Here is a 22745-nt window from a genome sequence, read left to right as displayed (position 1 = left end):
CCCGGGTCAATATGGAGGGGGCGGCGCGGCCGGGACCGGGGGCGGGATCGACCGGCGGCGCCGCCCCGGTTCTAGGGTCCGGACGGCTCCCGGCGCACGAGCGCGCCGAGCGCCGCCGCGATCGAGTCGGCGGCCCGCTCGGGGTCAGGGGGCAGTGGCAACCCCGAGGCCGGCCCCGATCGCCACTCGTAGGCGGTGCCGTCCCAGCCGACGAGGTAGGGCCCGGCGTTGCGGTAAGTGACGCGGACCCGGCGCAGCCCCTCCTTCTCGTCCAGCTCGATCGCGGCGGCGACCTGCGGGGCGCGGCGGCGCACGGCCGCGTGCAGCTTCTCGGCGGGGCCGAAGATGTCCCGCATCTCAGGCTCCCGGGGCGATCAGTCCGCCCAGCGTGTGCCGCCACCCGTACCCGGTGGCGTGTCGCGCGTGGTAGCGGCGGTCCGGTTCGGCGGGCGTCGGAACGATCGGCGCGACTTGGCGCATGGGCGTGACGACGGGGGGCGGCGCGGGCGTGGCTGGCTCGTTCAGCGCGCGGCCGAGAGCGGCTTGATCGGCCACCTCCAGCAGGCGGTAGCGTCCCGCTGTGTCACGCGTGAGCGCCCACCAACTGCCGGTGGCCTGACCGTGCCAGTAGGACACGCAGCCCCGCATCACGACACCCCCGGCCCGCACAGCACGCGCTCGGCGGCCGGCTCGCTGATGTCCGTTTCGCCCATCACAGGTGGATTCGCGGCGGAGCGTGAGCCGCCCTTAACATCGTGCACGGGTCCGACCTCCATCGGGCCAAGGCCCCGGAGCAACCGGCGTTCGCCCGCCGGCCGGGGCCGTCTTCGCGTCTTGCGACGCCTTTCGCACTCCACCTGACCGCTTTCGGGGTTAGCGTGGAAGCCGTTGTCCGTTGGCCGAGCTGCCCGGCCAACGACTGGCAGTAGTCCGCACCGGGGCGCAACGGTGGGAAACGATGACCTTCAGCGAGACGTTCGGGGAGGCGCTCCGCCGGCTCATGGCCGACCGGGGGATCGGCGTCCGCGCCCTGGCCAGGCAGGTGCCCTGCGACGCCGGGCACGTGTCCAAGTTATGCCACGGCCACAAGGGTCCTTCGGATCAGTTGGCCGCCCGCCTCGACGAGATCCTCAGCGCCGCCGGGGAGCTCGTTGCCCTCACCCGAACAACGCCAGAAGACGCAGTTCAGGTCGGTAGCGTGAATTCCGGAGCGGTTCACGCCGACGACCTGGACGAGGACGATGAGATGCAGCGACGCCGGTTACTGCAGGCACTGACCACGCTCGGTGCCGCATCGTCCCCCGCCGTCGAAGCGATCGAGTGCATCCGCGACGGAGTCGACCGGGCCATCGGACGGGACGAGTCATCCCACCTCGGCGAGTGGGAGGAAACGGTAGCCGAGTACGGCTACACCTACCTGCTCCTGCCTCCGCGACTGCTGCTCAGGGACCTGGCTTCCGATCTGGTCACGGTCCAGCGGATCGCCGGCCGCCGCGCTCAGGGCAGGCTTGCGCCCTCGTGGTACCGAGTGACCGGCGGCTTGGCGGCGCTCATGGCCAAGACGCTGTGCAACATGGGGCAGCCGCGCATGGCACGCGCCTGGTGGGCCACCGCGCAGCACGCCGCCGACGCCTCAGGTGACCTGGATCTGGGTCTGTGGATCGCCGGTGAGCGGCTCGTGTACGGCCTCTACGAGAACCGTCCACCGGCGATCCTGCTGTGCAAGGCGGACCGGATGGCCGACCGAGCACCCGGCATCTCGTGCCGTGGGCTGCTACATGTGCGGACCGTCCGCGCACAGTTGCTCGCGCTGGAAGGCGCGGAGGCGGAGGCGACCGCCGAACTGCAGGCGTGCGAAGAGATCTTCGGCCGTCTCCCCATGTCGGTGACCGGCGAGGTGCGGTCGGTCGCCGGTTGGGCCGAGGACCGCTTGCGGTACACGGAGGCGTGGGTATACGCGCACACCGGAGACCATGACCGCCTCGACGCCGCCGCGGCCCGCGCCGTGGCGGTCCTGCCCTCCGACGACCCGCGCGTGCGCGTCCAACTGGACCTGCTGCGCGCGGCCGGGCATGTGCGGGCCGGTGACACCAGCGAGGGCGTACGGCACGCCCATGCCGTCTACGAGGCTCAGCCCGACGAGCACCGGACGGTGATGGTGACGAGCCTGGCCCGCCAGGTCGCCGAGGCCGTCCCGGCGCACAGCCGCGATGAGCCGGTCGTCGCCGGCTATCGGGAGCTGCTGGCCTCCGGGCCGCGCAGGGCGATCACGTAGAGGTCGAACCACGGCTCGGTCTCGCCCTCGCCGCCGGGTGTGCGGCCGGCGTGCCGCCACCCCCACCGCCGGTACATCGCCTGGATCTCACGCTCGTCCGGTGCCGTGGCGAGGGTGGCCCGCTCCTCCTGCCGTCCCGCGAGCAGTTCGTCCAAGAGGCGGTGTGCAAGTCCTCTGCCACGATGTGAGGGCCGCACAGCCAAATCGATCACGGCGAACGTCCGCCGCCCCGTCTCGGCGGTGAATCCGGGAGTCGGGGCGGGGGCCAGGCCGTCCCACCAGAACGATCCGGCGGACAGCGGCGCCCCGTAGACGAATCCTCTCAGCGCGCCGTCGTGCCGCACCGTCACGGCCTCGAATCCGGGCCGGGCGAGCAGGCGCCGCATCCGGGCTCGGTAGTCACCGAGGTCGTAGCGGGGAAACGCCTCGGCGTACACCACCTCGAACTCGCCGAGCCGGTGCCGGACGGCCTCGCTGTCGAGGTGCTCGATGTCCATCGGGCCCATCAGATCACATAGTTATCGGCCAGACGGTCAAGGTGCAGGTCGGTGTTGCCGAAGGCCGGGGCCGTCTTCGCGTCCGGCGATGCCTTTCGCACTCCACCTGACCGCTTTCGGGGTTAGCGTGGAAGTCACTGCGTGCTGCCCACCCGGCGGGCGGTGTCAGGCAGCGGGTCAACCCGGGGCGAAACGGGCGAGGCGATGACCACCTTCGGCGAGAGGCTCCGTCAGCTCATAGCGGAGCACGAGATCAGTCAGCGCAAGCTCGCGCGGCTCGTCCCCTGTGATGACGGGTTCCTGTCACGCATCGCCAACGACCGCAGACGCCCCTCCCCCGAGTTGGCCGCGCGGCTGGACGAGTTACTCGACGCCGGCGGTGAACTCGCCGCGCTGCGTCCCGCCGCGCCGCCGCCGTCCGCGCCCAGGGGCGGGATCGAGGAGGAGATCGAGGCGCTGGAACTGGCGCGCCGCGTCGCCGCCAGCGAGGTCGGGGACGGCACGCTCGTGGCACTGGAGGCGGCCGTGGACGAACTGGCGTCCGCGTATGCACTGACCTCGCCGTCCGGCCTGCTGCTCCGGATCCGGCGGCACCTCGGCTACGTGTCCACGCTCATGGACGTACGCATGACACTGGCCGAGCGCCACCGCCTGACCGTGATCGGCGGCTGGCTGTCACTGCCCGCCGCGACCTGCGACATCGACCTGGGCGAAGACCTCATCGCCGCCGCGCGGCTGCGCACCGCCGCGCAGCTCGCCGAGCACGCCGACCACCCCGAAATCCTCGCGTGGGCGCTGGAGACCCGCGCGTGGCAGCAGCTCACGGACGGGAACTGCCGGGAGGCGATCCGGCTGGCGCGGGGCGCGCAGGAGGTCGCGCCCCGCACGTCGTCGGCGTTCATCCAGGCGACAGCACAGGAAGGCCGCGCGTGGGCCCGCCTTGGCGCCGGCCCGGAGACGCGCGACGCCCTGGCGCGCGTGGACCGGCTCGTGGAGCCCCTCGCGCAGCCCGACCGGCCCGAGCATCACTATCGGTACGACCCGACCAAGCGCGAGGCGTACACGGCGACCACGCTCGCATGGGTCGGGGACCCGGCGGCCGAATCGTACGCACGGGGAGTCCTGGCGCGGTTGGAGCGGCCGTCCGGCGGCCCGGCGCGGCCCCGGCGGGCGGCGTCCGCGCGGCTCGACTTGGCGCTCGCCCTGCTCGCGGGTGATCAGCCCGCGCAGGCGGCGCACACCGCGTTGGAGGCGGTGGAGAGCGGCCGGCTGGTGCCCTCGAACCACTGGCGGGTGACACAGGTGATCACGGCCGTAGAGGCGCGGGGCGTGCCGGAGGCCGCCGAGCTGCACGAGGCGTACCTTGCGCTATGTGCCCCCTCGCGGCAGAGCCACGGTCCAGGCATCGGATAGACCATCCGCGAAGCAGCCGACACAGCCGTGATGAGCCGGTCGTCGCCGGCTATCGGGAGCTGCTGGCCTCCGGGCCACGCAGGGCGATCACGTAGAGGTCGAACCACGGCTCGGTCTCGCCCTCGCCGCCGGGTGTGCGGCAGGCGTGCTGCCAGCCCCACCGCCGGTACATTGCCTGGATTTCACGCTCGTTCGGTGCTGTGGCGAGCGCGGCCCGCTCTTCCTGTCGTCCCGTGAGCAGTTCCGTCCAGGAGGCGGTGTGCAAGTCCTCTGCCACGGTGTGAGGGCCGCACGGCCAGGTCGATCACCTTCACCTCGGTCACCGAACTCATCGACGTCATCCGCCGCTACACCGACGCCTACAACGACCACTCAAACCGTTCTCCTGGACCAAGACCGCCAACGAAATTCTCGAACCCACCACCCCACACCACACAAAACTTCATCACACGACATTAGTTGACAAATCAATTACTTTAATGACATTTGACATTTGATTTGACAAAGCATTCATATTGGGTAATTATTTAGCCATGAGGATCAACTATCGCGCCGCCGCCCTGGCTTCGCTCGCCGCTGGCCTCACCACCTTCACGCTCACCGGGCAGGCCATCGCTACCTCGCCCGCCAACTCCGCCGACTCGCTCAGCAGCGCTGAGCAGAAGCTGCTCACATCCGGAAAGCCAATCGATGTGGTGATCAACCCCACCAACGGCGCGCTCCTGTCGGTTACCCCACAGGCCGATATTCACTCGGCGATCGGTAACCACAACTACTGCAACTCTGGGGACGGCTGCTACCTGTCGGGCAGAACGCCCTACGCGCACCAGGGGTTCTACGGGTCGGCGGGGACTTACCGAGGCTCCTGGCCCTACCGATCGGGCTACAACACCGGCAGGTACACCGCATCGGCCTGCTGGACCCAGGCCTGCTCCCAGAGGGCTCTCCCCCCGAACACTCATGCCACCTTCAACGGAGCGCTGGTGACCGGGACATCATTCACTATCCATTAGGGAGCAAACGTCTGAGCCGTCATGCCCCCGTGGTAGCGTCAGCCACATGATCATAGGGATGAGGACGCTGACCGCCACTCTGACTACTGTGAGTATGTCCGTCCTGGCACTCGCAAGCTCGGTCTCTGCGGAGCCTGCCCCATCAAACCCGCAGCCACCTTTGCCCAGAGCCGAACAGAAACTACTGGACTCGGGCACACCGACCAACGTGGTTATCGATCCCGAAAACGGTCAGGTGCTATCGGTTACTCCGCGAAACGGTTCGCTACATTGACATAGTTATGACCGTCTCACTGACTGGTCGCGAAGGAGGATGCGAGGAGCGCCCACATGGGCTCCTCCAGCAAGAGCCCCCTACTCTTAGGACAATGTCCTCGGAGTAGGGGGCTCTTGCTGGCTGAATTCACTGTTATCCAGCCCCTCCCGGGCCGCAGCCCAACAATCACAGTTCCGATGCTGGTTGCCCCTTCCTCCCCTACAGGTCGGGGACATGCCGGGCCTGTTCTTGGCGAGTAGCATCCCGACTGGAGTCCACTGTTACGCGCCCGCGCCGAGGCCGGCGCCCGCGTGCGGCTCCTGATCGGCGCCCCACAGGGCGCCCAGTTCGCGGCGCGAGACACCGAGAAGTCCATCGGCGGCGGCAACGCCGGACGGGTCACCACGGTGCTGAACCACTACCGGGCCGGGTGGGTGCTCCTGCTGCGCCGCGCTGACAACGACCTGTGGACGATCCCGACCGGCGAACTGAAGCGGGGCGAGACGAGGTCCGGTGGGTCGAGCCGGGCGAACTCGACGGCTACGAGATCCACCCCGCGCTACGACGACGCATTCGCCACGGTCTCAGCGGGACCGGCCCACACGTGGACTAGCTGTGTACTGCTCCGTGGCGGTCCCAGTGGGGCTGACCGCGCTGCCGGAAATTGTCGGCACAATGGGGCCCCGCCGAAACACCCGGCCGGGTTGGTCCGGCCGGGCGTCTTTGTGTTCTATAGGTTCAGGTCGGCGGCCAGGTGGTCGAGGTGTAGATCGGCGTCGCCGAAGGCCAGGGACGTGGTCATCGCGTGTTCGGAGAACAGGTGCAGGTCGTGCTCCTGGGTGAAGCCGATCGCGCCGTGTACCTGGTGGCCCAGGGCACATACGCGTTCGTATGCCTCGCTCACCCACGCCTTGGCCATCGCCACTTCTTGCGCGGCGTCCCGGTTCGCCGACAGCAGCCAGATCGCCTCGTAGGCGATGAACCGGGAACCGAGCACGTCGATCGCCATGTTCGCGCAGTGGTGCTGGACGGCCTGGAACGACCCGATGGCCCGGCCGAACTGCTCGCGTTCCGTCGCGTACTGCACCGTCATGTCGAGGACGCGTTGCGCCGCGCCCACCATCTCCGCGCAGGTCGCGGCGGCCCCGAACAGGGAGATCGCCTCGGCGGCGGCCGGTCCGAGGGCATGGTCCTCCGGCACGTGGACCCCGGCCAGTTCGGCATGGCACGGACGGCCGGGGCCGATCGTCTCCAGCGGCTGGAGCGTGACGTCCGAGGCGTCCACCCAGAAGGCGTGTGGGGCATCGTCGAGCCGGGCCACCACCAGGATGTTCTCGGCGGAGGCGGCATAGGGGACGAACGTGGCGGTCCCGTCGAGGACGAAATCGGCGCCGTCGCGCGTGGCGGTCGGTCCCTCGCCGGGGCGATCCCAGGGAAGGGGCGCGGCCGTCACGACCTGGCCGTCCGCGATGGCGTTCAGCCACCGTCGCTTCTGGCCGGACGTGCCGAAACGGGCCACCGGCATCCCGCAGCAGGCCACCGACACCGGCAGCGGGCTCGGGACCTGCGCGTATCCGAGCTGCTCGAACAGCAGGCACACGTCCAGGAAGTCGCCGCCCACGCCGCCGTGCTCCTCGGGGAACGCGAGGCCCGTCCAGCCGAGTTCCACCATCTCCTTCCAGAGCGCGGCGGAGTAGCCCGCCGGGTCGCCGTCCACCGCCTGCGCCCCGGCGGTCTCCGCCCTGGCCGCGAGGACCTCGCGGGCGGTGGAGGCGATCAGCTCCTGCTCCTCGGTCAGGCTCAGGTTCATCGCGGCGGCACCTTGTCGGAGCGGACCCACACGCCGGGCCGTTCCTCCCAGAACAGCTGGACGAGGACGCCGCCGGTGTGCTTCGGGTGGATGAACGTGTCCCGCCACGCCGCGCCGTCGGTGCTGCCCTCGTTCTCCCCGAAGGTCGGCGTGCCGTGGTGCTCGCACGCGGCCATCGCCCGGTCCCAGTCGGCCACCTCGAACGTGACGTGGTGGGCGCCGGGGCCGCCCCGGTCGAGGAACCGCGCGATGAACGAGTCCTCGCCGCGCGGCATGATCACTTCCCAGCAGATCGCGGAGCCGGGGATGTTGAGCACGAGGTCCGCCATGTCGGGGTGTTCGTCGTCCGGCGTCCGCCAGACCTGCACGAACCCGGCCAGGTCGTGGTACCAGCGGGCGAGCGCGTCGCGGTCGTGGAACGCCTGGCAGATGTGGTCGAGCGCCACGATGCCGAGGGACGGCCCCTCCGGCTCGCCCGGCTCCACGGTGGAGGCGGCCGAATCGCCGCACATGTCCAGGCTGCCCGGTCCCCGGAACCGCCACAGCACGCCCGGACCGTGCTCGGGCGGGCTCAGCGGCGCCTCCAGCCAGCGTCCGCGCGGCCCCTCGGCCGGCTTGATGCCGCGTGCCTCAAGGTCCGCGCGGACGGTTTCGAGATCGGGTACCTCGGCGCCGACGTGGTGCAGCCCGGGACGTCCGCCGTGCTCGTCCAGGAAGGTCTGCAACGGCCCGTCGCCCGTGGGCGCCACCACCTCCCATGCCTGGCCGTGGCTGCCGGGGATCTCCAGCCGGGCGCCGCGCACGCCCTCGCCCGGATCGTCCCAGCTCCGGACGCGCCGGAACCCGAACAGCCCCTCCAGCAGCGCGACCTGCCCGCCGAGGTCGGGGGTCACCTGCGCGACATGATCGATGCGGTAGATCTGCACGGGTCCTCCTAGCTCGGGTGCGGCTCGATCCAGTCGTAGCCACAGGTGACGAGTTCCTTGACCAGGCGCAGGTTGTAGCGGTTCATCGCCGCGATCCGCGCGGCCAGCTCACCGATCCGCTTGTCGAACTCGTCCGCCGGATACACGTCGTTGACCAGGCCGAGTTGCAGGGCGCGGTCGGCGTCGATGCGGGCGCCGGTGAACAGCAGTTCCTTGGCGCGGGCCTTGCCGATCCGTTCCGGCAGCCGCTTCACCCCGCCCCAGCCGGGCGCCGACCCGCCGAACTCGGGCTGGTCGGGGTCGCCGTCCTCGGTCATCTTCGGCCGGTACGGCGGACGCGCCGACAGGGTGATCTCGACGAGGCCCATCTTCGCGTCGTCGGAGGCGATGATGAAGTCCGCGGCGAGCGCCAGCTCCAGGCCGCCGCCGACCGCGTACCCGTGCACGGCCGCGATCACCGGCACCGACAGCCGTTCCATCATCGCGAACGTCTTCTCGCCGAGCCGGCCCTGCTCGATCCGTTCGCGCGGGGTCAGCTTCTCCGACCAGGCCAGGTCCATCCCGGCGCAGAACGCGCGCTCCCCGGCGCCGCGCAGCACCACCACGCAGACGTCCTCGTCGTCGTCCACCCGGCGGAAGATGTCGCGCAGCTCCGTCATCGTGGTCGGGGTCAGCGCGTTGAGCTTCTCCGGCCGGTTCAGCGTCAGCCAGGCGACTCGTTCCTCGATCCGCAGGTCGACGGTCTCGTAGGCGTTCTCGTCGGGCATACGGGTTCGCTCCTCCCTGTGGGTGAACTGCGAAGTGATCAGCCGCGGGGCAGGTTCAGGCCCCGGGTGGCGATGACGTTGCGCTGGATCTCGGTGGTGCCGCCGAGGAACGTGGACGCCACCGAGTCCCGGCACATGTGGGTGAACGCGGCGCCCAGGGGAGCCCCTTCACGCTCCCAGAGTGCGGCGGACCGGCCGAACGCCCGCGCGCCGGTGCGGGCGAGCCGCTGGTGCAGCTCGGCGCCGAACAACTGGTTGACGGACGCCTCGAAACCGGGTTCTTCCCCCGCCGCCTGCCTCGACACCGTGTAGCGGGCCAGGTTGTACAGGACGCGGATCTCCGTCCGCCGGCGCGCGATCTCCCGCCGCAGCGCGGGCGTGCTGCGCGCGAACCGCCGCCCCTCCGGCGACCGCAGATAGGTCACCAGTTCGGCGAGCGCCTGCTCGTACTTGATCGTGGCGCCGATCCCGGCCCGCTCGAAGCCCAGCGCGGACATCGCCACGTACCAGCCGCGGTTCTCCTCCCCGACCCGGTTCTCCACCGGCACCCGGACGCCCTCGAAGAAGATCTCGCAGAACGGCGCCGCGCCCCGGATGTCGGTGATGGGACGGATCGTCACCCCGGGCGCGTCCGCCTCGACGAGCAGGAACGTGATGCCGCGATGCGGGCGGTCGGCGCCGGTGTCGGTGCGGACCAGGACGAACAGCCAGTCGGCGTACTGGCCGAGGGACGTCCACACCTTCTGGCCGTCCACGACGTAGACGTCCCCGTCCCGGACGGCCCGCGTGCGCAGCGACGCCAGGTCGGAGCCCGACCCGGGCTCGGAGAAGCCCTGCGCCCACGTCGCCCGGCCGGTCGCGATCGGCGGCAGATGGGCCGCCTTCTGCTCGTCGGTGCCGTGCACCAGCAGCGTCGGGCCGAGGAGGAACGCGCCGATGCCGTTCACCGTCGGCACCCGCGCCCGCATCATCTCCTCGTGCAGGACGAACTCCTCCAGCGGCGTCAGCCCGGCACCGCCGTACTCGGCGGGCCAGTGCGGCGCGATCCAGCCGCGCTCGGCCAGCGCCGCCGCCCAGGCCCGCGCGCCCTCGCGCCGCCCCGGATCGTCGGCGACCCGGTCGACGGGCCAGTTGTAGCCCGCGACGTCCTCGGGTTCGAGGCTCTGCTCCTCGCCCGCGGCCGGACGGTAGGACGCGGGGAACCGCTCCTTGACGAAGGCCCGGACCTCCTCGCGGAAGGCGGCCTGCTCCGGCGTGTCGTCCCAGTTCACCGGCCGTTCGCCTCCCGGTCCCAGGTCGTCTCGGTGATCCCGGACTCGCCCTGCGCCCGCAGCCGGTACTTGGCGACCTTGTCGGTGGGCGTGCGCGGCAGGGCGTCCACGAACTCGACGTAGCGCGGCACCATCGAGCGCGGCAGCCGCTCCTCGCAGTACGCCACCAGTTCCTCCGGGTCCAGGCCGGTGTCGGGTTGCACGACGACCGACACCTTGATGTCCTCGTCCTCAAGCTCGGAGGGCACGCCGATCGCGGCGCACTCCAGCACCGCCGGATGCCGGTTGATCTCCGTCTCCAGGTCGAAGGCCGAGATGTTCTCCCCGCGCCGGCGGATGGCGTCCTTCATCCGGTCGAGGAAGTAGAAGTACCCGTCGTCGTCACGCCATACCCGGTCCCCGGTGTGGAACCACATGTTCCGGAAGCAGTGGGTCGTCGCCTCCCAGCTGCCGTAGTAGCCGGTCGTGAGGACGAACGGCTGTTTCGGCCGCAGCACCAGCTCGCCCGGCTCGCCCGGCCCGACCTCGCGGTCCTGCTCGTCCACGACGGCGACGTGGAACCGCTCGTCGTGCGCCTGCCCGCACGACCCGACCCGCCACTCCCCGTACGGGCTGCCGGTCGCGATGCCCGCCTCGGTGCTGGTGTAGGTCTCCACGGACCGGACGCCGAACCGTTCCCTGAGCGGCTCATCGAGGTTCGATTTGCCCATGTAGAACGTCTCCAGCCGGTGGTCGCGGTCACGCGACGTCGGCGGCCGGTTCAGCAGGATCGGGATCATCGAGAACACGCTCATGCAGACCTGCGCGTCGAAGCGGCGCACGTCGTCCCAGAACCTGGACGCGCTGAACCGCTCGACGATCGCGATCGAGCCGCCGCCGAGCAGGGCGGAGAGCATGCCGTCCCACAGCGCCGCCGCGTGGAACAGCGGCAGCGGGCAGTAGATCGTCTTGCCCCACCGGTCGAGGAAGTCGAGCGAGTCGTACGCGCAGGTCAGCGCGAGCGCGTGCGGGACCATCGCGCCCTTGGACGGACCGGTCGTCCCGGACGTGTACATGATCGCCTGCATGTCGCCGAAGCCGACCTCGACGTCGACGGTGCCGCCCTCGTCCGGCAGGGTGTTCAGCTCCCGGGCGGGCTTGCCGAGCCGGTCGAGCAGCACCCCGGCCGAGGCGGCGTCCCGCACCAGGACCCCGCCGAGCCTCGGCAGCCGCCCGGCGACCTCCACGATCCGTTCGGCGTACGGCCCGTCGATGATGAGCCGGCCGGAGTCGGAGCTGTCGAGGACGTGCCGCAGCAACTCGCCCCGGTACGCGATGTTGATCGGCACCGCGACCGCGCCGAGCCGCGCCAGCGCGAAGATGAGGTGGACGAAGTCGGCGCAGTTGGGCAGCATCACGCCCACGTGGTCGCCGCGTCCGATGCCGGCCCCGGACAGGGCGCGGGCCAGCCGGTCGGCGGCGGCGTCCACCTCGCCGTAGGTGACCTCGCCGTCCCGGAACTTGAGGAACGTCTGTCTTCGGTGAACCTGCGCCTGTGACCGGAGGACGTCCCCGAGGACGAAGCTCTCCAGCGTCTCCTTGCGCATCCGGACCCTCCGCTGTCGCTGCGTTGGCCTGCGTCGTCGGTGGCTGGGCGGCTAGATGGCGGTACGGCGGAATCAGCTGGGAGCGATCCGCAACCCGGACAATGCCTTGAATAGAGGAACACGAAACACCAGACACGGCAACAGTGACGAAAAGGGTATAAAGATGTTCTAAGAGATGTTTATTGGGACAGATGTCGATTGCTGTGCCCCAGGCCACATGCCGGTTTCGGGCGTCCGGCACCGGCGCGGAGTACCGACGATCGGCCCCTGGGATGGATGTCGGGGAGGATGTGCCAGGAGTGACCGGCGTCCGGGCCACGCTTCCGGCCGCCGCCAGGGACCCGAAAGTTCGAAGAGGTGATGCCGCATGGGCGAGTACGTGCAGGTTCAAACGGCGGTCCCGTCGCGCGAGAAGGGGCTGGAGATCGCACGTTCCCTGATCGACGCCCACCTGGCGGCCTGCGCGCAGGTCATCGGCCCCATGACGAGCACCTACCGTTGGAAGGGCGAAGTCCGGGTCGATGAGGAGTACCTACTGCTGATGAAGACCCCGGCCGCCCGGTACGCCGACCTGGAGACCCACGTCCACCGGATGCACAGCTACAACGTCGCCGAGATCATCTCGGTGCCCATCAACTCGGGTTTGGCGTCGTACCTGCAGTGGATGGACGAGGAGACGCGAAATCCCGGCACGTGACACCGATGGCCGCCCTCAACTCCCGGGACCGCGCGGACACGTCGTCCCGGAGAGCGTCACCCAGTTCGGTCAGCCGACTGGTGGCGTAAGCGGCTTCGCTCACCCTGACCGCTTCGACCGCCCGCTCACCGAAACGCACACCTTCGTCGGCGTCGCCCATTCGGGTCAGCGCAAGGCCGATGGTGGCCAGCATCCGCCCAGTCCTCTTCTGCGCTGGGTCGTTGGCCAGCATCAGCAACTCGTCAAGTTCCGCATGCACGCCGCGTGCATCACCAAGCCGCGTCGCGATGGTGAGACGCATGTGCGACATCCGGGGAGATTCCAAGCACCTGGTCCAGGACCGTTCGCTCTGGGGCCGCGCGTCCGCCATGAGGGCCGACGCCTCCTCGATCAGGCGCCTCGCCGAGATGTCGCCCAGCGCGGCGGCCTCCTCTGCCCGCCTGCCCATGAGCCAGGCGCGGGTGGCCAGGTCACCGTGGTCGGGAACCAGCGAGCGGGCTCCCTCCAACGTCCGGAAAGCCGCATGGTGTCCCACAACCTCGCTGAGGGCGAAACTCTGGTAGATCGCCGAGCACGCGCGAATCACCGGATCGCCGCTCTCCCTCGCGGCCAGTTCGGCGACTCGGTACAGCGCCGAGGACCGTGCCACATCGCCCAGTTCCCAGGCCAGCCAGGCACCGAGGACTGCGCTCTCCCCCGCGATCCGCGCCAGCCGCATGCGCCACCGGTCCGCCGCCCCCGCCTCCAGCAATGAAGTGATCTCATTCAGATGCGCGAGCAGCGCTCGAAAGAGCCGCTTGGCCGGGAAGACACACTCCAGGCGATGAAACCCGATGCATCGCGCTTCAAGGTGCGTCACCACGTCCTCGCCGAGACTTGTCGGCCGGGTGAGCGCCCGGGTGATTCGCTCAATCGGGTCACCCACGCCCAAGGCGGGTGCGGCAGCGACTGCAGGGGCGAGTTGTAGGACGCTGCGACGGTCCACGCCCTGATCCAGCCTTCCGACCGTCCATGCAAGCGACAGCAGGTCGAGAGGGGCGATGGTCGAATCGTCCGGGTCGCCTCCATTCGCGCCGCCACCACTCCGGATACCTTGCGAGGCTTTACGCCTCGCTCGGGCAAGAGTGACCAGCTCACCGTCCGCGTCGAGGAGTTCGTCCAGTCGCTGCGCGAGTTCGGGGGATGGGTTCTTGCGCCCGTTGACGATCTTCGACAGGTGGCCGCCGTCGCATGGGACGCGCTTCGCCAACTTGCGTTGACTGATCTGGCGCTCGGCCATAAGGGCGCGCAGCTTCTCACCAAAGGTCGTCATCACCTCACCCGTTTCATCCCGGGTTGGCCCGTTGTTCGCTCGTTGCCCGCACCGGGGGCAACGGACAGTGCCTTTTACGCTACAGCTGGTTGCGGTCAAGTGGGAGGCGGAAGGTGTCGCGGACACGAAGACGGCCCCGGCCGGCGGGCGAACGCCGGGGGTTCCGGGGCCTGACCGGAAGCAGGTCCGGCTATGAGCAAGGTATCGAATTCCGTGGGGGGCGCATCGACCACCCTGAAGGCGCTGGCGAAGCTGCGCTCCGACTTCCCCGACTGGGTGTTCCAGCACGGCGTCCCCGACGCCGTGGACCTTGCGTGGGAGGCCAGGCGGATGCCGTTCCGGTACCCGAGCGGCGGCGGGGTCTCGTGGGTGCGCGCCGCGTCGGCCGAGCGGCTCCGCGAGCTCCTGGACGCCACCGCCGAGATCGAGTCGTGATCGCCGATACCAGGGTGGACATCCCGCCCGTCGTTCTCCCGCCGCCGATTCCGGAGCACATCGTGCATTGGCACGGCAGGGTCACCGGGAGCTGGTGGGCCGTGCTGCCCGGACGGCAGGGGCCGAGCCTGATCGAGGCGGTGAGCGAGGAGCAGCTCGCGGCGATGGTCGACTGGCACCTGCGGGTCGCGTCCCCATGAACCGGGGACGGCACTCGCCGTCCCCACCCAGAAGTGCGCGGGCATCCGGCCCGCGCAGCGGCCGGGCCGGCTCTGGTAGGTCACGCCCGGCCGTCCCGCCGCGCGGCCCTCACCCCCTGGAGCGCCGCGCGGCGGGCACCCGTCCCACACCCCCGCAATCCCCGGCCAGGGGCGCGGGGACCGTCCGATGATGCGCGCTGGAGGCGAGATGACCATTACCACCGAACAGACAACCACCAAGGAACCTCGCGACCTGGTGACACCGGAGATGTTCCAGCTCATGGTGGACGACGTCGTGACCTTCGATAAGGTCACCCGCTCTTACGCCGAGCGTGGTGTCGAGCAGTTCCTCGTCTTCATGAAGGCGTGGGGTGACACCATGGCCGAGGTGGGCGGCGACCCAGCCAAGTGGGTGAAGTTCCCGCCCTCGCCCGCCGTCGACAAGATCTGGCACCGCTCGATGATGCGGACGCGCGCCTTCGCCGCCGTGTGCGACAGGGTCGCGGGCCGGTACATGCACCACCTGCCGATCATGGACGAGGACATCCGCTCCGGCGCCGCGTCCGAGCGCGCCATCGCAGCGATGCGGGCCACTGGCTACCGCGTCGACCTGGAATGGTGGATGGACGGCGAGTCCTGCTGTCCGGAGAACTGCGCCCAGCCGCCGATGACCACCTGATCGACCACGGGGAACGAATGCGCAACGACTGGTCCGACCTTCCGGACGTAGCCCGCGCGGCTATCGAGGAGCACACCGGCCCGATCCGTCGCGTCGAGCCCGCGTCCACCGGCAACCATGCGGACATCGCGTGCACGGTGGACGCCGCGGACGGTCGGCTGTTCATCAAAGCCGCGCGGAAGTCCTCACCGGAGCAGGACGGTCCCGAGGTCAGGTCGCTGCGCTGGGAAGCCGCGATCAATCCCCACGTCATCGAGTACGCTCCCCGCCTCCACTGGACCGTGGAGGCGGTGGGGTGGCTCGTCCTGGGATTCGATCACGTCCAGGCCCGGCACGCCGACTTCACGCCCGGCTCTCCCGACCTCGCGGTGCTGGCGAAGGTCATCGACGCCTTCCAGAACATGACGGCCCCCGATGTACTGGCCGGCAAACGCATCGAGCGGCGCTGGGACGCGATGGCCGAGGACGTGACTCCGCTGGCCGGTGCGACGCTGCTGCACGCTGATCTCAACCCCGCCAATCTCCTCATCTCCGAGACGGGCAGGGTTCACGTGGTCGACTGGGCGTTCGTCGCGCGTGGCGCCCCCTTCATCGAGTTGGCGTTACTCGTCCCGTGGCTGCTGAAAGCCGGGCATGACCCGGCCGGGGCGGAGCACTGGGTCGCACGGTTCCCATCATGGACGGCCACCGGTCCGGCCGCCATCGATCTGTTCTGCCGTGTGTTCGCCGACAAGTGGGCCATCAATCTCCGCGGCAACCGCGCCGCCTGGGCGGTCGAGCACGCTGCCGCCGCGCGCCGGTGGGCCGACCACCGGCTTGGTTGACTCACGGGTGGGCGCCCTCACGCGTCAGGCGTACGGGTCCTCCCTCCCCTGCACGCGGGTGGCGAACTCCTTGAAGGCGTCGAGCGCGCGCAGGTAGCCCATCGGCCCGTACGAGACGCGCGCCACCCCGGCGGCGGCCAGGTCGGCGAGGGACGAGCCGGGGAAGTTGTTCGCGTTGACCGGCCCCGGCAGCCCCTTCACCAGGGCCGGGACGGCGTCCATCGGCGCGGTGATCGGGTAGACGCAGTCGGCGCCCGCCTCGAAGTACAGCCGGCCGCGCTCGATGGCGGCCTCCACCGGGTTCGGCGCCTTGGCGACGAACGTGTCGACCCGGGCGTTGATCACCAGCGCGTCGCCCGCCGCGTCCCGGACGGCGGCGAGGTACTCGGCCTGCGCCTCCGGCTCGGCCAGCTCACCGGCGTAGGTGTCCTCCAGGTTGCAGCCGGCGGCGCCGATGGCGAGGAGCCGTTCGACCAGTTCGGCGGGCTGGAGCCCGTACCCGGCCTCGGCGTCCACCGTGACGGGGACGGTCGCGGCGCGGATCACGCGTCCGGCGGCGGCGAACATCTCCGCCACCGGCGCCCCCTCGTGGTCGGGATACCCGAGCATGGCGGAGACGGCGGCGCTGGCGGTGGCGAGCGCCGGGAACCCCGCCTCCTGGACGATCTGCGCGCTGGCGGCGTCCCAGACGTTGGGCAGCAGCAGCGGATCACCGGGGCGGTGCAGCTCACGAAGGCGTGCGGCGTTGTCGGTCATCTCCTTCTCCTTCCCCCGGAGACAAGGACCAGACGGCCCGGCGGATTGTGACATCGCCCCTCGGCGGTCCCGGCGGGCCTGGGTTAGCGTCGAGGCGATCAACAGCCCGCGATGAGGGAGCGCCCATGCTGCCGTGGTCCGCCGAGTTCGCCGGACGCCTGGAAGAGCACGCCGTCAGCAGCGAGCTGCTGCGCGGCAACCCGCTGGGGGACCCGCACGAGCGGCCCCTCCTCGTGTACGTCCCGCCCGGCTACGACGACGAGCCGGAACGCCGCTACCCGAGCGTCTACGTGATCACCGGGTTCACCGGGCACGTCGGGATCTGGCGCAACCGGATGCCGTACCGGCAGCCGTTCCCCGAGACGGCGGACGCGGTGTTCGCGTCCGGTGAGGCCCCGCCCGCGATCGTCGTGTTCGTGGACGCCTGGACCGCGCACGGCGGCAGCCAGTACGTCGACTCGCCCGGCACCGGCCGCTACCACTCCTACCTCTGCGACGAGATCGTCCCGTGGGTGGACGCCCGCTACCGGACGCTGGACGCCCCCGGGCACCGGGCGATCAGCGGCAAGTCCAGCGGCGGCTACGGCGCGATGATCACGCCGATGCTCCGGCCCGACCTGTTCGGCGCCCTCGCGACGCACGCCGGTGACGCGCTGTTCGAGCACTGCTACCTGCCCGAATTCCCGAAATGCGTCCGCCACCTGCGCAAATACGACGGCGATATCTGGCGGTGGTGGGCGGACTTCAATTCCCGCACGTCGTTCACCAAGCCCGAGGACATGGAACTGCTCAACATCCTCGGCATGGCGCTCTGCTACTCCGCACGCGAGGACGGCACGCCCGACCTGCCGTTCGACCCGGTCACCGGGGTGATCCGGCAGGACGTGTGGGAGCGCTGGCTCGCCTGGGACCCCGTCCGGATGGTGCCGGGCCACGCCGAGGCGATGCGGTCGCAGCGCGCGATCTGGATCGACAGCGGCACGCGCGACGAGTGGTTCCTGGACGTCGGCGCGCAGGCATTCCACCGGGCGCTTCTCGACGCGGGCGTCGCGGAGGACGTAATCCGCTTCGAATTGTTCGACGCGGCCCACGGCGGCATCGACTACCGCTACCCGCTCGCGCTCTCCTGGCTCTGCCGCCGCATCGCGCCCTAGAACGTCCCGCGCCGCGGGGACCGTGACGCTCACCGCGCGCAGAAGGTTCCCGGCCGGACGGGCCGGGCCGGCAGGGCCGGCCCGGCCCGTTCGCGCTGCCAGCACGGGTGTTTCAGTGGTTTCATTCACCGCTCCGAAAAACTTGAAAATCCAGTACCAAATGGATTCATTGACACCCGCTGCCATTCGGGGTGCACTTCTGGGCGGCTCATCCAGATGAGCTCTCCATCCATACCTCCGCCGGGCGGGCAGCGGCCCCCACCGGAGCGCCCCCGCAGGGGCCTCCACGTATCCCCTCTCCCGCCCGGCACGTAGAAGGAGCACCCTTTTGAGACACCAGACCGCGATCGGGGCGACGGTGCTGTCCGTCGGCCTCGCCGTGGCGTTGTCGTCCCCCGCCACAGGTGCGACCCACACCGCCCACGCGGCGGGTCCGGCCAAGCCGGACCCCCGCACCCTCGCCGCCGCCTCGGCCGACCGCCTGGTCGCGGCGAAGCCCACCGCGTTCAAGAAGGCCCCCAAGGACAGGATCGTCCGGCGCGGCGTCACCTCGGGCCTGCGCGGTCTCCAGTACGTCCAGTACGAGCGCACCTATGACGGCCTGCCCGTGTACGGCGGCGACTTCGTCGTCACCACGAACGCGAGCGGCGGCGTCCTCGGCACGTCGGTCGACCAGTCGCGCAAGCTCAGCGTGTCGACCAAGGCGGCGGTCAGCGCGGCCAAGGCCGCCAAGACGTCCCGCGCCCGCGTCTCCAAGGTCAAGAGCGCGTCCACCCCGCGCCTGATGGTCCTCGCCGAGGGCTCCGGACGGCTCGTCTACGAGACCGTCGTCAGCGGCACCCGGAAGAACGCGCCGACCAAGCTGCACGTCTTCGTCGACGCCAGGACCGGCAAGGTCGTCAAGACCTGGGACGAGGTCCGGGACGCGGCCGACGACCGCAGCTACTACCACGGCACCGTCGACCTCAGCACCGCCCCCACCTCCATGACGGACCCGCAGCGCTCCGGCGTCCAGTGCGGTGACCAGTCCGGCTCCGCCTTCACCGGGCCCAGCAGCGCCTGGGGCAACGGCAGCGGCACCGACCTGGAGACGGCCTGCGTCGACGCCATGTACGCGGTCCAGAAGGAATGGGACATGCTGGGCACCTGGCTGGGGCGCACCGGCATCGACGGCCGCGGCGGCGGCTTCCCGCTCTTCGTCGGGCTGAACGACGTCAACGCGTACTGGACCGGCAGCTACACCAACTTCGGCCACAACTCGGCCGGCACCAAGCAGGTCACGTCGGTGGACGTGGTCGGGCACGAGAACGGCCACGCCGTCTTCAGCACCACGCCCGGTGGTGACAGCGGCGGCAACGGCAACGAGAAGGGCGGCCTGAACGAGTCGACCGGCGACATCTTCGGCGCGCTGACCGAGCACTACATCAACGAGCCGGCCAGCCTCGACCCGCCGGACTACCTGGTCGGCGAGGAGGTCGACCTGGTCGGCTCCGGCCCGATCCGCAACATGTACAACCCGCAGGCGCTCGGCGACCCGAACTGCTACTCCGCCTCGATCCCGAGCACCGAGGTGCACTCCGCCGCCGGCCCGCAGAACCACTGGTTCTACCTGCTCGCCGAGGGTTCCAACCCGACCAACGGCAACCCGGCCAGCCCCACCTGCAACAACTCGACCGTGACCGGCATCGGCATCCAGAAGGCCGGCCAGATCTTCATGGGCGGGCTGAACCGCAAGGTCACCAACTGGAGCCACGCCCGCGCCCGCCTCGAGACGGTCAACGCGGCGCTGCAACTGTTCCCCGGCTCGCCCACCGAGTGCAACGCCGTCAAGGCGGCCTGGAGCGCGATCAACGTTCCCGCGCAGAGCGGCGAGGCGCCCTGCGGCACCCTGCAGCAGAACGACTTCTCGCTGTCGCTGAACCCCGCTTCGGGCGGCGCGCAGGCCGGTGGGAGCGCCACCGCGACCGTGAGCACGTCCGTCACCGGCGGCAGCGCCCAGCAGGTGGCGCTGTCGGCGACGAGCAGCCCGGCCGGGCCGACCGTGTCGTTCTCGCCGAGCACGGTGACCGCGGGCCAGTCGTCCACGATGACCGTCAGCGTCCCGGCGGGCACCCCGGACGGGACGTACCGGATCACGGTCCTCGGGAACGGCGCGTCCATCGACCGCACTGCCACCTACACGCTCACGGTCGGTAACGGCTCGCCCGGCGGGACCGTCTTCTCCGACGACTTCGAGACCGACCAGGGCTGGGGCACCAACCCGTACGGGTCGGACACCGCCCTCGCGGGCGCCTGGGAGCGCGGCACCCCGCAGCCGACGAGCTACGCGGGCACGAACCTGCAGCTCGCGGCGGCCGGCGGCAGCGGCGCCGACCTCGTCACCGGTGCCGCCGCCGGCGCGAACGCGGGCACCTATGACCTCGACGGCGGCGTGACCAGCATCCAGTCCCCGGCGATCAGCCTGCCCAGCGGCACCCTGTCGCTGAGCTTCAACTGGTATCTCGCCCACCTCAACAACAGCTCGACGGACGACTACCTGCGCGTCCGGGTCGTCGGCACGAACGGCTCCAGCACCGTGCTGAACCAGAGCGGCGCCATGGCCGACCGGGCCGGGGCGTGGCAGACGGCGACGTACGACCTGTCCGCCTACGCCGGCCAGTCCGTCTACATCGTGGTCGAGGCGGCCGACAACGGCACCGGCAGCCTCGTCGAGGGCGGCATCGACAACGTCAAGATCACCAAGGCCTGACCGCCCCTGTATGCGGCCTGTGACGGGGTCCCCGCTCCCGTCACAGGCCGCTTTCCTTTCCTGGAGGAAACATGAGACCGCGCACCATGGCGGTGCTGGGGGCGGCGGCCCTGACGGCGGCCGCCTTCCTGCCCGGCGTTCCCGCCTCGGCGGCTCCCGCCGCCCCGACCGCGCCCGACATCTCGCTCACGAACGTCAAGGCGCACCTCGCGCAGTTGCAGAGCATCGCGGACGCCAACGGCGGCGACCGCGCCCACGGCGGTCCCGGCTACCGCGCCTCGCTCGACTACGTGAAGGGCGAGCTGGACGCGGCCGGTTTCCAGACCAGCGTCCAGTCGTTCACCCAGAGCGGCGCCACCGGCTACAACCTGATCGCCGACTGGCCGGGCGGCGACACCGGCAACACCCTGATGACGGGGGCGCACCTCGACAGCGTCACCGCGGGCCCCGGCATCAACGACAACGGCTCCGGCTCGGCCGCGGTCCTGGAGACCGCGCTCACCGTCGCCCGCCAGAACCTCCAGCCCGGCCGGCACCTCCGGTTCGCCTGGTGGGGCGCCGAGGAACTCGGCCTCGTCGGATCGACGCACTACGTCAACACCCTGCCGTCCGCCGAACGGTCGAAGATCACCGGCTATCTGAACTTCGACATGGTCGGCTCCCCCAACCCGGGCTACTTCGCCTACGACGGCGACGGCTCGTCCGGCGCCGCCGGTCCGGCCGGGTCCGCGGAGATCGAGCGGGTGCTCCGGTCGTACTTCTCGTCGATCAACGTCCCGGTCCAGGACACCGCGTTCGACGGACGCTCCGACTACGGCCCGTTCATCCGCGTCGGCATCCCCGCCGGCGGGCTGTTCACCGGCGCCGAGGACATCAAGACGTCCCAGCAGGCGCAGCTGTGGGGCGGCCAGGCGGGCGTCGCATTCGACAGTTGCTACCACTCGTCCTGCGACACGGCGTCCAACATCGACGACACCGCGCTGGACCGCAACGCCGACGCCATCGCGCACGCCGTCTGGACGCTCGCGGGCACCGGCGGGCAGCAGCAGCCGCCCGGCGCCACCGTCTACACCGACGACCTGGAGACCGACAAGGGCTGGACGGCGAACCCGGACGGCACCGACACGGCCACCGCGGGCGCCTGGGAGTACGGCACCCCGCAGCCGACGAGCTACGCGGGCACGAACCTCCAGCTCGCCGCCACCGGCGGCAGCGGCGCCCTGGTGACCGGGGCGGCCGCCGGGACCGCCGCCGGGACCTACGACCTCGACGGCGGCACCAGCAGCATCCGGTCGCCGGCGATCGCGCTCCCGGCCGGAGCGAAGACCCTGTCGTTCTCCTGGTTCTTCGCCCACCTCGGCAACAGCTCCCCGGACGACTACCTCCGGGTGCGGGTCGTGGGACCGAACGGGTCCACGACCGTGCTGAGCCAGCCGGGCACGGCGGCGGACCGCGCGGGGTCCTGGCAGACGCAGACGGCGGACGTGTCCGCCTATGCCGGGCAGACCGTCCGCATCCTCGTGGACGCCGCGGACGCCGGTTCCGGCAGCCTCGTCGAGGCGGGCCTGGACAACCTCAAGATCACTATGTAGGTGCAGCTCGGCGGCCGGTTTCAATGTTTTCCGCGGCCTCGTTCACACGATTGAAAATCCAGTGTCGAATGGATCCGTTGACACCGGCCGGCCGCCGCGATGCACTTCTGGGGAGCCCGATCCTCCCCCAGGGCTGAACATCAGCGGACGCACGGGACGAATCTCGGCCCGGCCCGTGCATCCGCCACCGGGGTCCCCGCCCCCCGCCGGAGCCCCCGGTTCACGCGCCCGCCACAGTTCCCAGGGCGCGGGAACCGGGGGCCCCGCTCTTCGTCCGCCGCCGCTGTCGGTGGCGGACGTCAGAATGGGGACATGTGCCGCAGCATCAAGACACTTCGCCCGCCGTACGCCGAGGACGTGACCGACGAGGACGTCCGGGCGGCGGCGCTTCAGTACGTGCGCAAGATCTCCGGGTTCCGGGCGCCCGCGTCCCACAACGCGGAGGCGTTCGACCGGGCCGTGGCGGAGATCGCACGGAGCACGGCCGCCCTCCTCGAATCCCTGGAGGTCCGGGGAGGGCGAGCGCGCTAGGC

The 22745-nt window shown here is 70.4% G+C and carries 23 protein-coding genes and 1 pseudogene; 12 read left to right on the top strand and 12 right to left on the bottom strand.

Annotated elements, in window-relative coordinates; all coding sequences use genetic code 11:
* Positions 1–71 precede the first annotated feature (71 nt).
* Both ACQP1N_RS03580 and ACQP1N_RS03575 read right to left on the bottom strand, forming a co-directional pair.
* A complete protein-coding gene (locus ACQP1N_RS03580) occupies positions 72–356 on the bottom strand; it encodes a hypothetical protein (protein ID WP_067793135.1) in 285 nt (94 codons plus the stop codon).
* A 1-nt stretch (position 357) separates the two neighbouring features.
* On the bottom strand, positions 358–648 hold the full coding sequence (locus ACQP1N_RS03575; RefSeq protein ID WP_131732313.1) for a hypothetical protein: 291 nt from the start codon (positions 646–648) through the stop codon (positions 358–360).
* A gap of 310 nt (positions 649–958) precedes the next feature.
* Here ACQP1N_RS03575 and ACQP1N_RS03570 point away from each other — a divergent pair, with 310 nt between their 5' ends.
* Positions 959–2275: a helix-turn-helix domain-containing protein gene (locus tag ACQP1N_RS03570; RefSeq protein ID WP_433229082.1), complete on the top strand. Its 1317-nt coding sequence runs from the start codon at positions 959–961 to the stop codon at positions 2273–2275.
* Here ACQP1N_RS03570 and ACQP1N_RS03565 read toward each other — a convergent pair.
* On the bottom strand, positions 2230–2772 hold the full coding sequence (locus ACQP1N_RS03565) for a GNAT family N-acetyltransferase (RefSeq protein WP_433229081.1): 543 nt from the start codon (positions 2770–2772) through the stop codon (positions 2230–2232). The two genes, ACQP1N_RS03570 and ACQP1N_RS03565, sit on opposite strands and share 46 nt — an antisense overlap.
* 204 nt (positions 2773–2976) lie before the next feature.
* On the opposite strand from ACQP1N_RS03565, the gene ACQP1N_RS03560 reads away from it, so the two are divergent.
* Positions 2977–4185 carry a helix-turn-helix transcriptional regulator gene (locus tag ACQP1N_RS03560; RefSeq protein ID WP_433229080.1) on the top strand — a complete coding sequence of 403 codons (1209 nt, stop codon included), beginning with the start codon at positions 2977–2979 and terminating at the stop codon, positions 4183–4185.
* 49 nt (positions 4186–4234) lie between these two features.
* Here ACQP1N_RS03560 and ACQP1N_RS03555 read toward each other — a convergent pair whose 3' ends face one another.
* Together ACQP1N_RS03555 and ACQP1N_RS03550 are read right to left on the bottom strand one after the other, a co-directional pair.
* A complete protein-coding gene (locus ACQP1N_RS03555) occupies positions 4235–4462 on the bottom strand; it encodes a hypothetical protein (protein ID WP_242608576.1) in 228 nt (75 codons plus the stop codon).
* A 1-nt stretch (position 4463) separates the two neighbouring features.
* Positions 4464–4517: pseudogene (locus ACQP1N_RS03550) on the bottom strand (hypothetical protein); the annotation flags it as partial.
* Positions 4518–4718: 201 nt separating this feature from the next.
* On the opposite strand from ACQP1N_RS03550, the gene ACQP1N_RS03545 reads away from it, so the two are divergent.
* Positions 4719–5198 (top strand): hypothetical protein, encoded by a 480-nt coding sequence (locus ACQP1N_RS03545; protein WP_067793142.1) that lies wholly within the window; start codon positions 4719–4721, stop codon positions 5196–5198.
* Between the two features lie 986 nt (positions 5199–6184).
* On the opposite strand, the gene ACQP1N_RS03540 is transcribed toward ACQP1N_RS03545, so the two are convergent.
* From ACQP1N_RS03540 to ACQP1N_RS03520, 5 genes are read right to left on the bottom strand one after another with little or no spacing between them, the layout of a single operon-like run.
* On the bottom strand, positions 6185–7264 hold the full coding sequence (locus tag ACQP1N_RS03540) for an acyl-CoA dehydrogenase family protein (protein ID WP_433229079.1): 1080 nt from the start codon (positions 7262–7264) through the stop codon (positions 6185–6187).
* On the bottom strand, positions 7261–8190 hold the full coding sequence (locus ACQP1N_RS03535) for a VOC family protein (RefSeq protein ID WP_433229078.1): 930 nt from the start codon (positions 8188–8190) through the stop codon (positions 7261–7263). Before ACQP1N_RS03535 ends, ACQP1N_RS03540 begins: the two co-directional genes overlap by 4 nt.
* 8 nt (positions 8191–8198) lie before the next feature.
* Positions 8199–8957, bottom strand: a complete 759-nt coding sequence (locus tag ACQP1N_RS03530) for an enoyl-CoA hydratase/isomerase family protein (RefSeq protein ID WP_067793148.1) — start codon at positions 8955–8957, stop codon at positions 8199–8201.
* A gap of 38 nt (positions 8958–8995) precedes the next feature.
* Positions 8996–10228, bottom strand: a complete 1233-nt coding sequence (locus tag ACQP1N_RS03525; RefSeq protein WP_067793150.1) for an acyl-CoA dehydrogenase family protein — start codon at positions 10226–10228, stop codon at positions 8996–8998.
* Positions 10225–11814 (bottom strand): AMP-binding protein, encoded by a 1590-nt coding sequence (locus ACQP1N_RS03520; RefSeq protein WP_067793153.1) that lies wholly within the window; start codon positions 11812–11814, stop codon positions 10225–10227. The genes ACQP1N_RS03525 and ACQP1N_RS03520 overlap by 4 nt, the downstream gene beginning before the upstream one ends.
* 367 nt (positions 11815–12181) lie before the next feature.
* Between ACQP1N_RS03520 and cutA the strand changes: the two genes are divergently transcribed.
* Positions 12182–12511, top strand: a complete 330-nt coding sequence (gene cutA / locus ACQP1N_RS03515) for a divalent-cation tolerance protein CutA (protein WP_433229077.1) — start codon at positions 12182–12184, stop codon at positions 12509–12511.
* Here cutA and ACQP1N_RS03510 read toward each other — a convergent pair.
* Complete coding sequence (locus ACQP1N_RS03510; protein WP_433229076.1) at positions 12447–13823, bottom strand: helix-turn-helix domain-containing protein; 1377 nt, start codon at positions 13821–13823, stop codon at positions 12447–12449. The two genes, cutA and ACQP1N_RS03510, sit on opposite strands and share 65 nt — an antisense overlap.
* Before the next feature lie 213 nt (positions 13824–14036).
* Here ACQP1N_RS03510 and ACQP1N_RS03505 point away from each other — a divergent pair, with 213 nt between their 5' ends.
* The 4 genes from ACQP1N_RS03505 (at position 14037) to ACQP1N_RS03490 (ending at position 15961) form a co-directional block, all read left to right on the top strand.
* On the top strand, positions 14037–14258 hold the full coding sequence (locus ACQP1N_RS03505; RefSeq protein ID WP_433229074.1) for a hypothetical protein: 222 nt from the start codon (positions 14037–14039) through the stop codon (positions 14256–14258).
* Entirely contained in the window at positions 14255–14458 is a 204-nt protein-coding gene (locus ACQP1N_RS03500; RefSeq protein WP_433229073.1) for a hypothetical protein, read from the top strand. Before ACQP1N_RS03505 ends, ACQP1N_RS03500 begins: the two co-directional genes overlap by 4 nt.
* Before the next feature lie 208 nt (positions 14459–14666).
* Entirely contained in the window at positions 14667–15137 is a 471-nt protein-coding gene (locus ACQP1N_RS03495; protein WP_433229072.1) for a hypothetical protein, read from the top strand.
* 17 nt (positions 15138–15154) lie between these two features.
* Positions 15155–15961 (top strand): phosphotransferase, encoded by an 807-nt coding sequence (locus ACQP1N_RS03490; protein WP_433229071.1) that lies wholly within the window; start codon positions 15155–15157, stop codon positions 15959–15961.
* A 24-nt stretch (positions 15962–15985) separates the two neighbouring features.
* On the opposite strand, the gene ACQP1N_RS03485 is transcribed toward ACQP1N_RS03490, so the two are convergent.
* Positions 15986–16717 carry an isocitrate lyase/PEP mutase family protein gene (locus tag ACQP1N_RS03485; RefSeq protein WP_067793180.1) on the bottom strand — a complete coding sequence of 244 codons (732 nt, stop codon included), beginning with the start codon at positions 16715–16717 and terminating at the stop codon, positions 15986–15988.
* A 125-nt stretch (positions 16718–16842) separates the two neighbouring features.
* On the opposite strand from ACQP1N_RS03485, the gene ACQP1N_RS03480 reads away from it, so the two are divergent.
* The 4 genes from ACQP1N_RS03480 to ACQP1N_RS03465 all read left to right on the top strand — a co-directional run bounded on the left by ACQP1N_RS03480 (position 16843) and on the right by ACQP1N_RS03465 (position 22743).
* Positions 16843–17871: an alpha/beta hydrolase gene (locus ACQP1N_RS03480; RefSeq protein ID WP_433229069.1), complete on the top strand. Its 1029-nt coding sequence runs from the start codon at positions 16843–16845 to the stop codon at positions 17869–17871.
* 328 nt (positions 17872–18199) lie between these two features.
* Positions 18200–20620, top strand: coding sequence for a M4 family metallopeptidase (locus ACQP1N_RS03475; RefSeq protein WP_067793182.1), 2421 nt, complete (start codon positions 18200–18202; stop codon positions 20618–20620).
* Positions 20621–20691: 71 nt separating this feature from the next.
* A complete protein-coding gene (locus ACQP1N_RS03470) occupies positions 20692–22212 on the top strand; it encodes a M28 family peptidase (protein ID WP_067793183.1) in 1521 nt (506 codons plus the stop codon).
* A gap of 312 nt (positions 22213–22524) precedes the next feature.
* On the top strand, positions 22525–22743 hold the full coding sequence (locus ACQP1N_RS03465) for a DUF2277 domain-containing protein (protein WP_067793184.1): 219 nt from the start codon (positions 22525–22527) through the stop codon (positions 22741–22743).
* The last annotated feature ends 2 nt before the right edge of the window (positions 22744–22745 follow it).

Origin of the sequence: Actinomadura formosensis (genome assembly GCF_050948385.1) — a bacterium.
In the GTDB taxonomy this organism is placed as follows: domain Bacteria; phylum Actinomycetota; class Actinomycetes; order Streptosporangiales; family Streptosporangiaceae; genus Spirillospora; species Spirillospora formosensis.
This window is presented reverse-complemented; position numbering and strand designations above follow the sequence as displayed.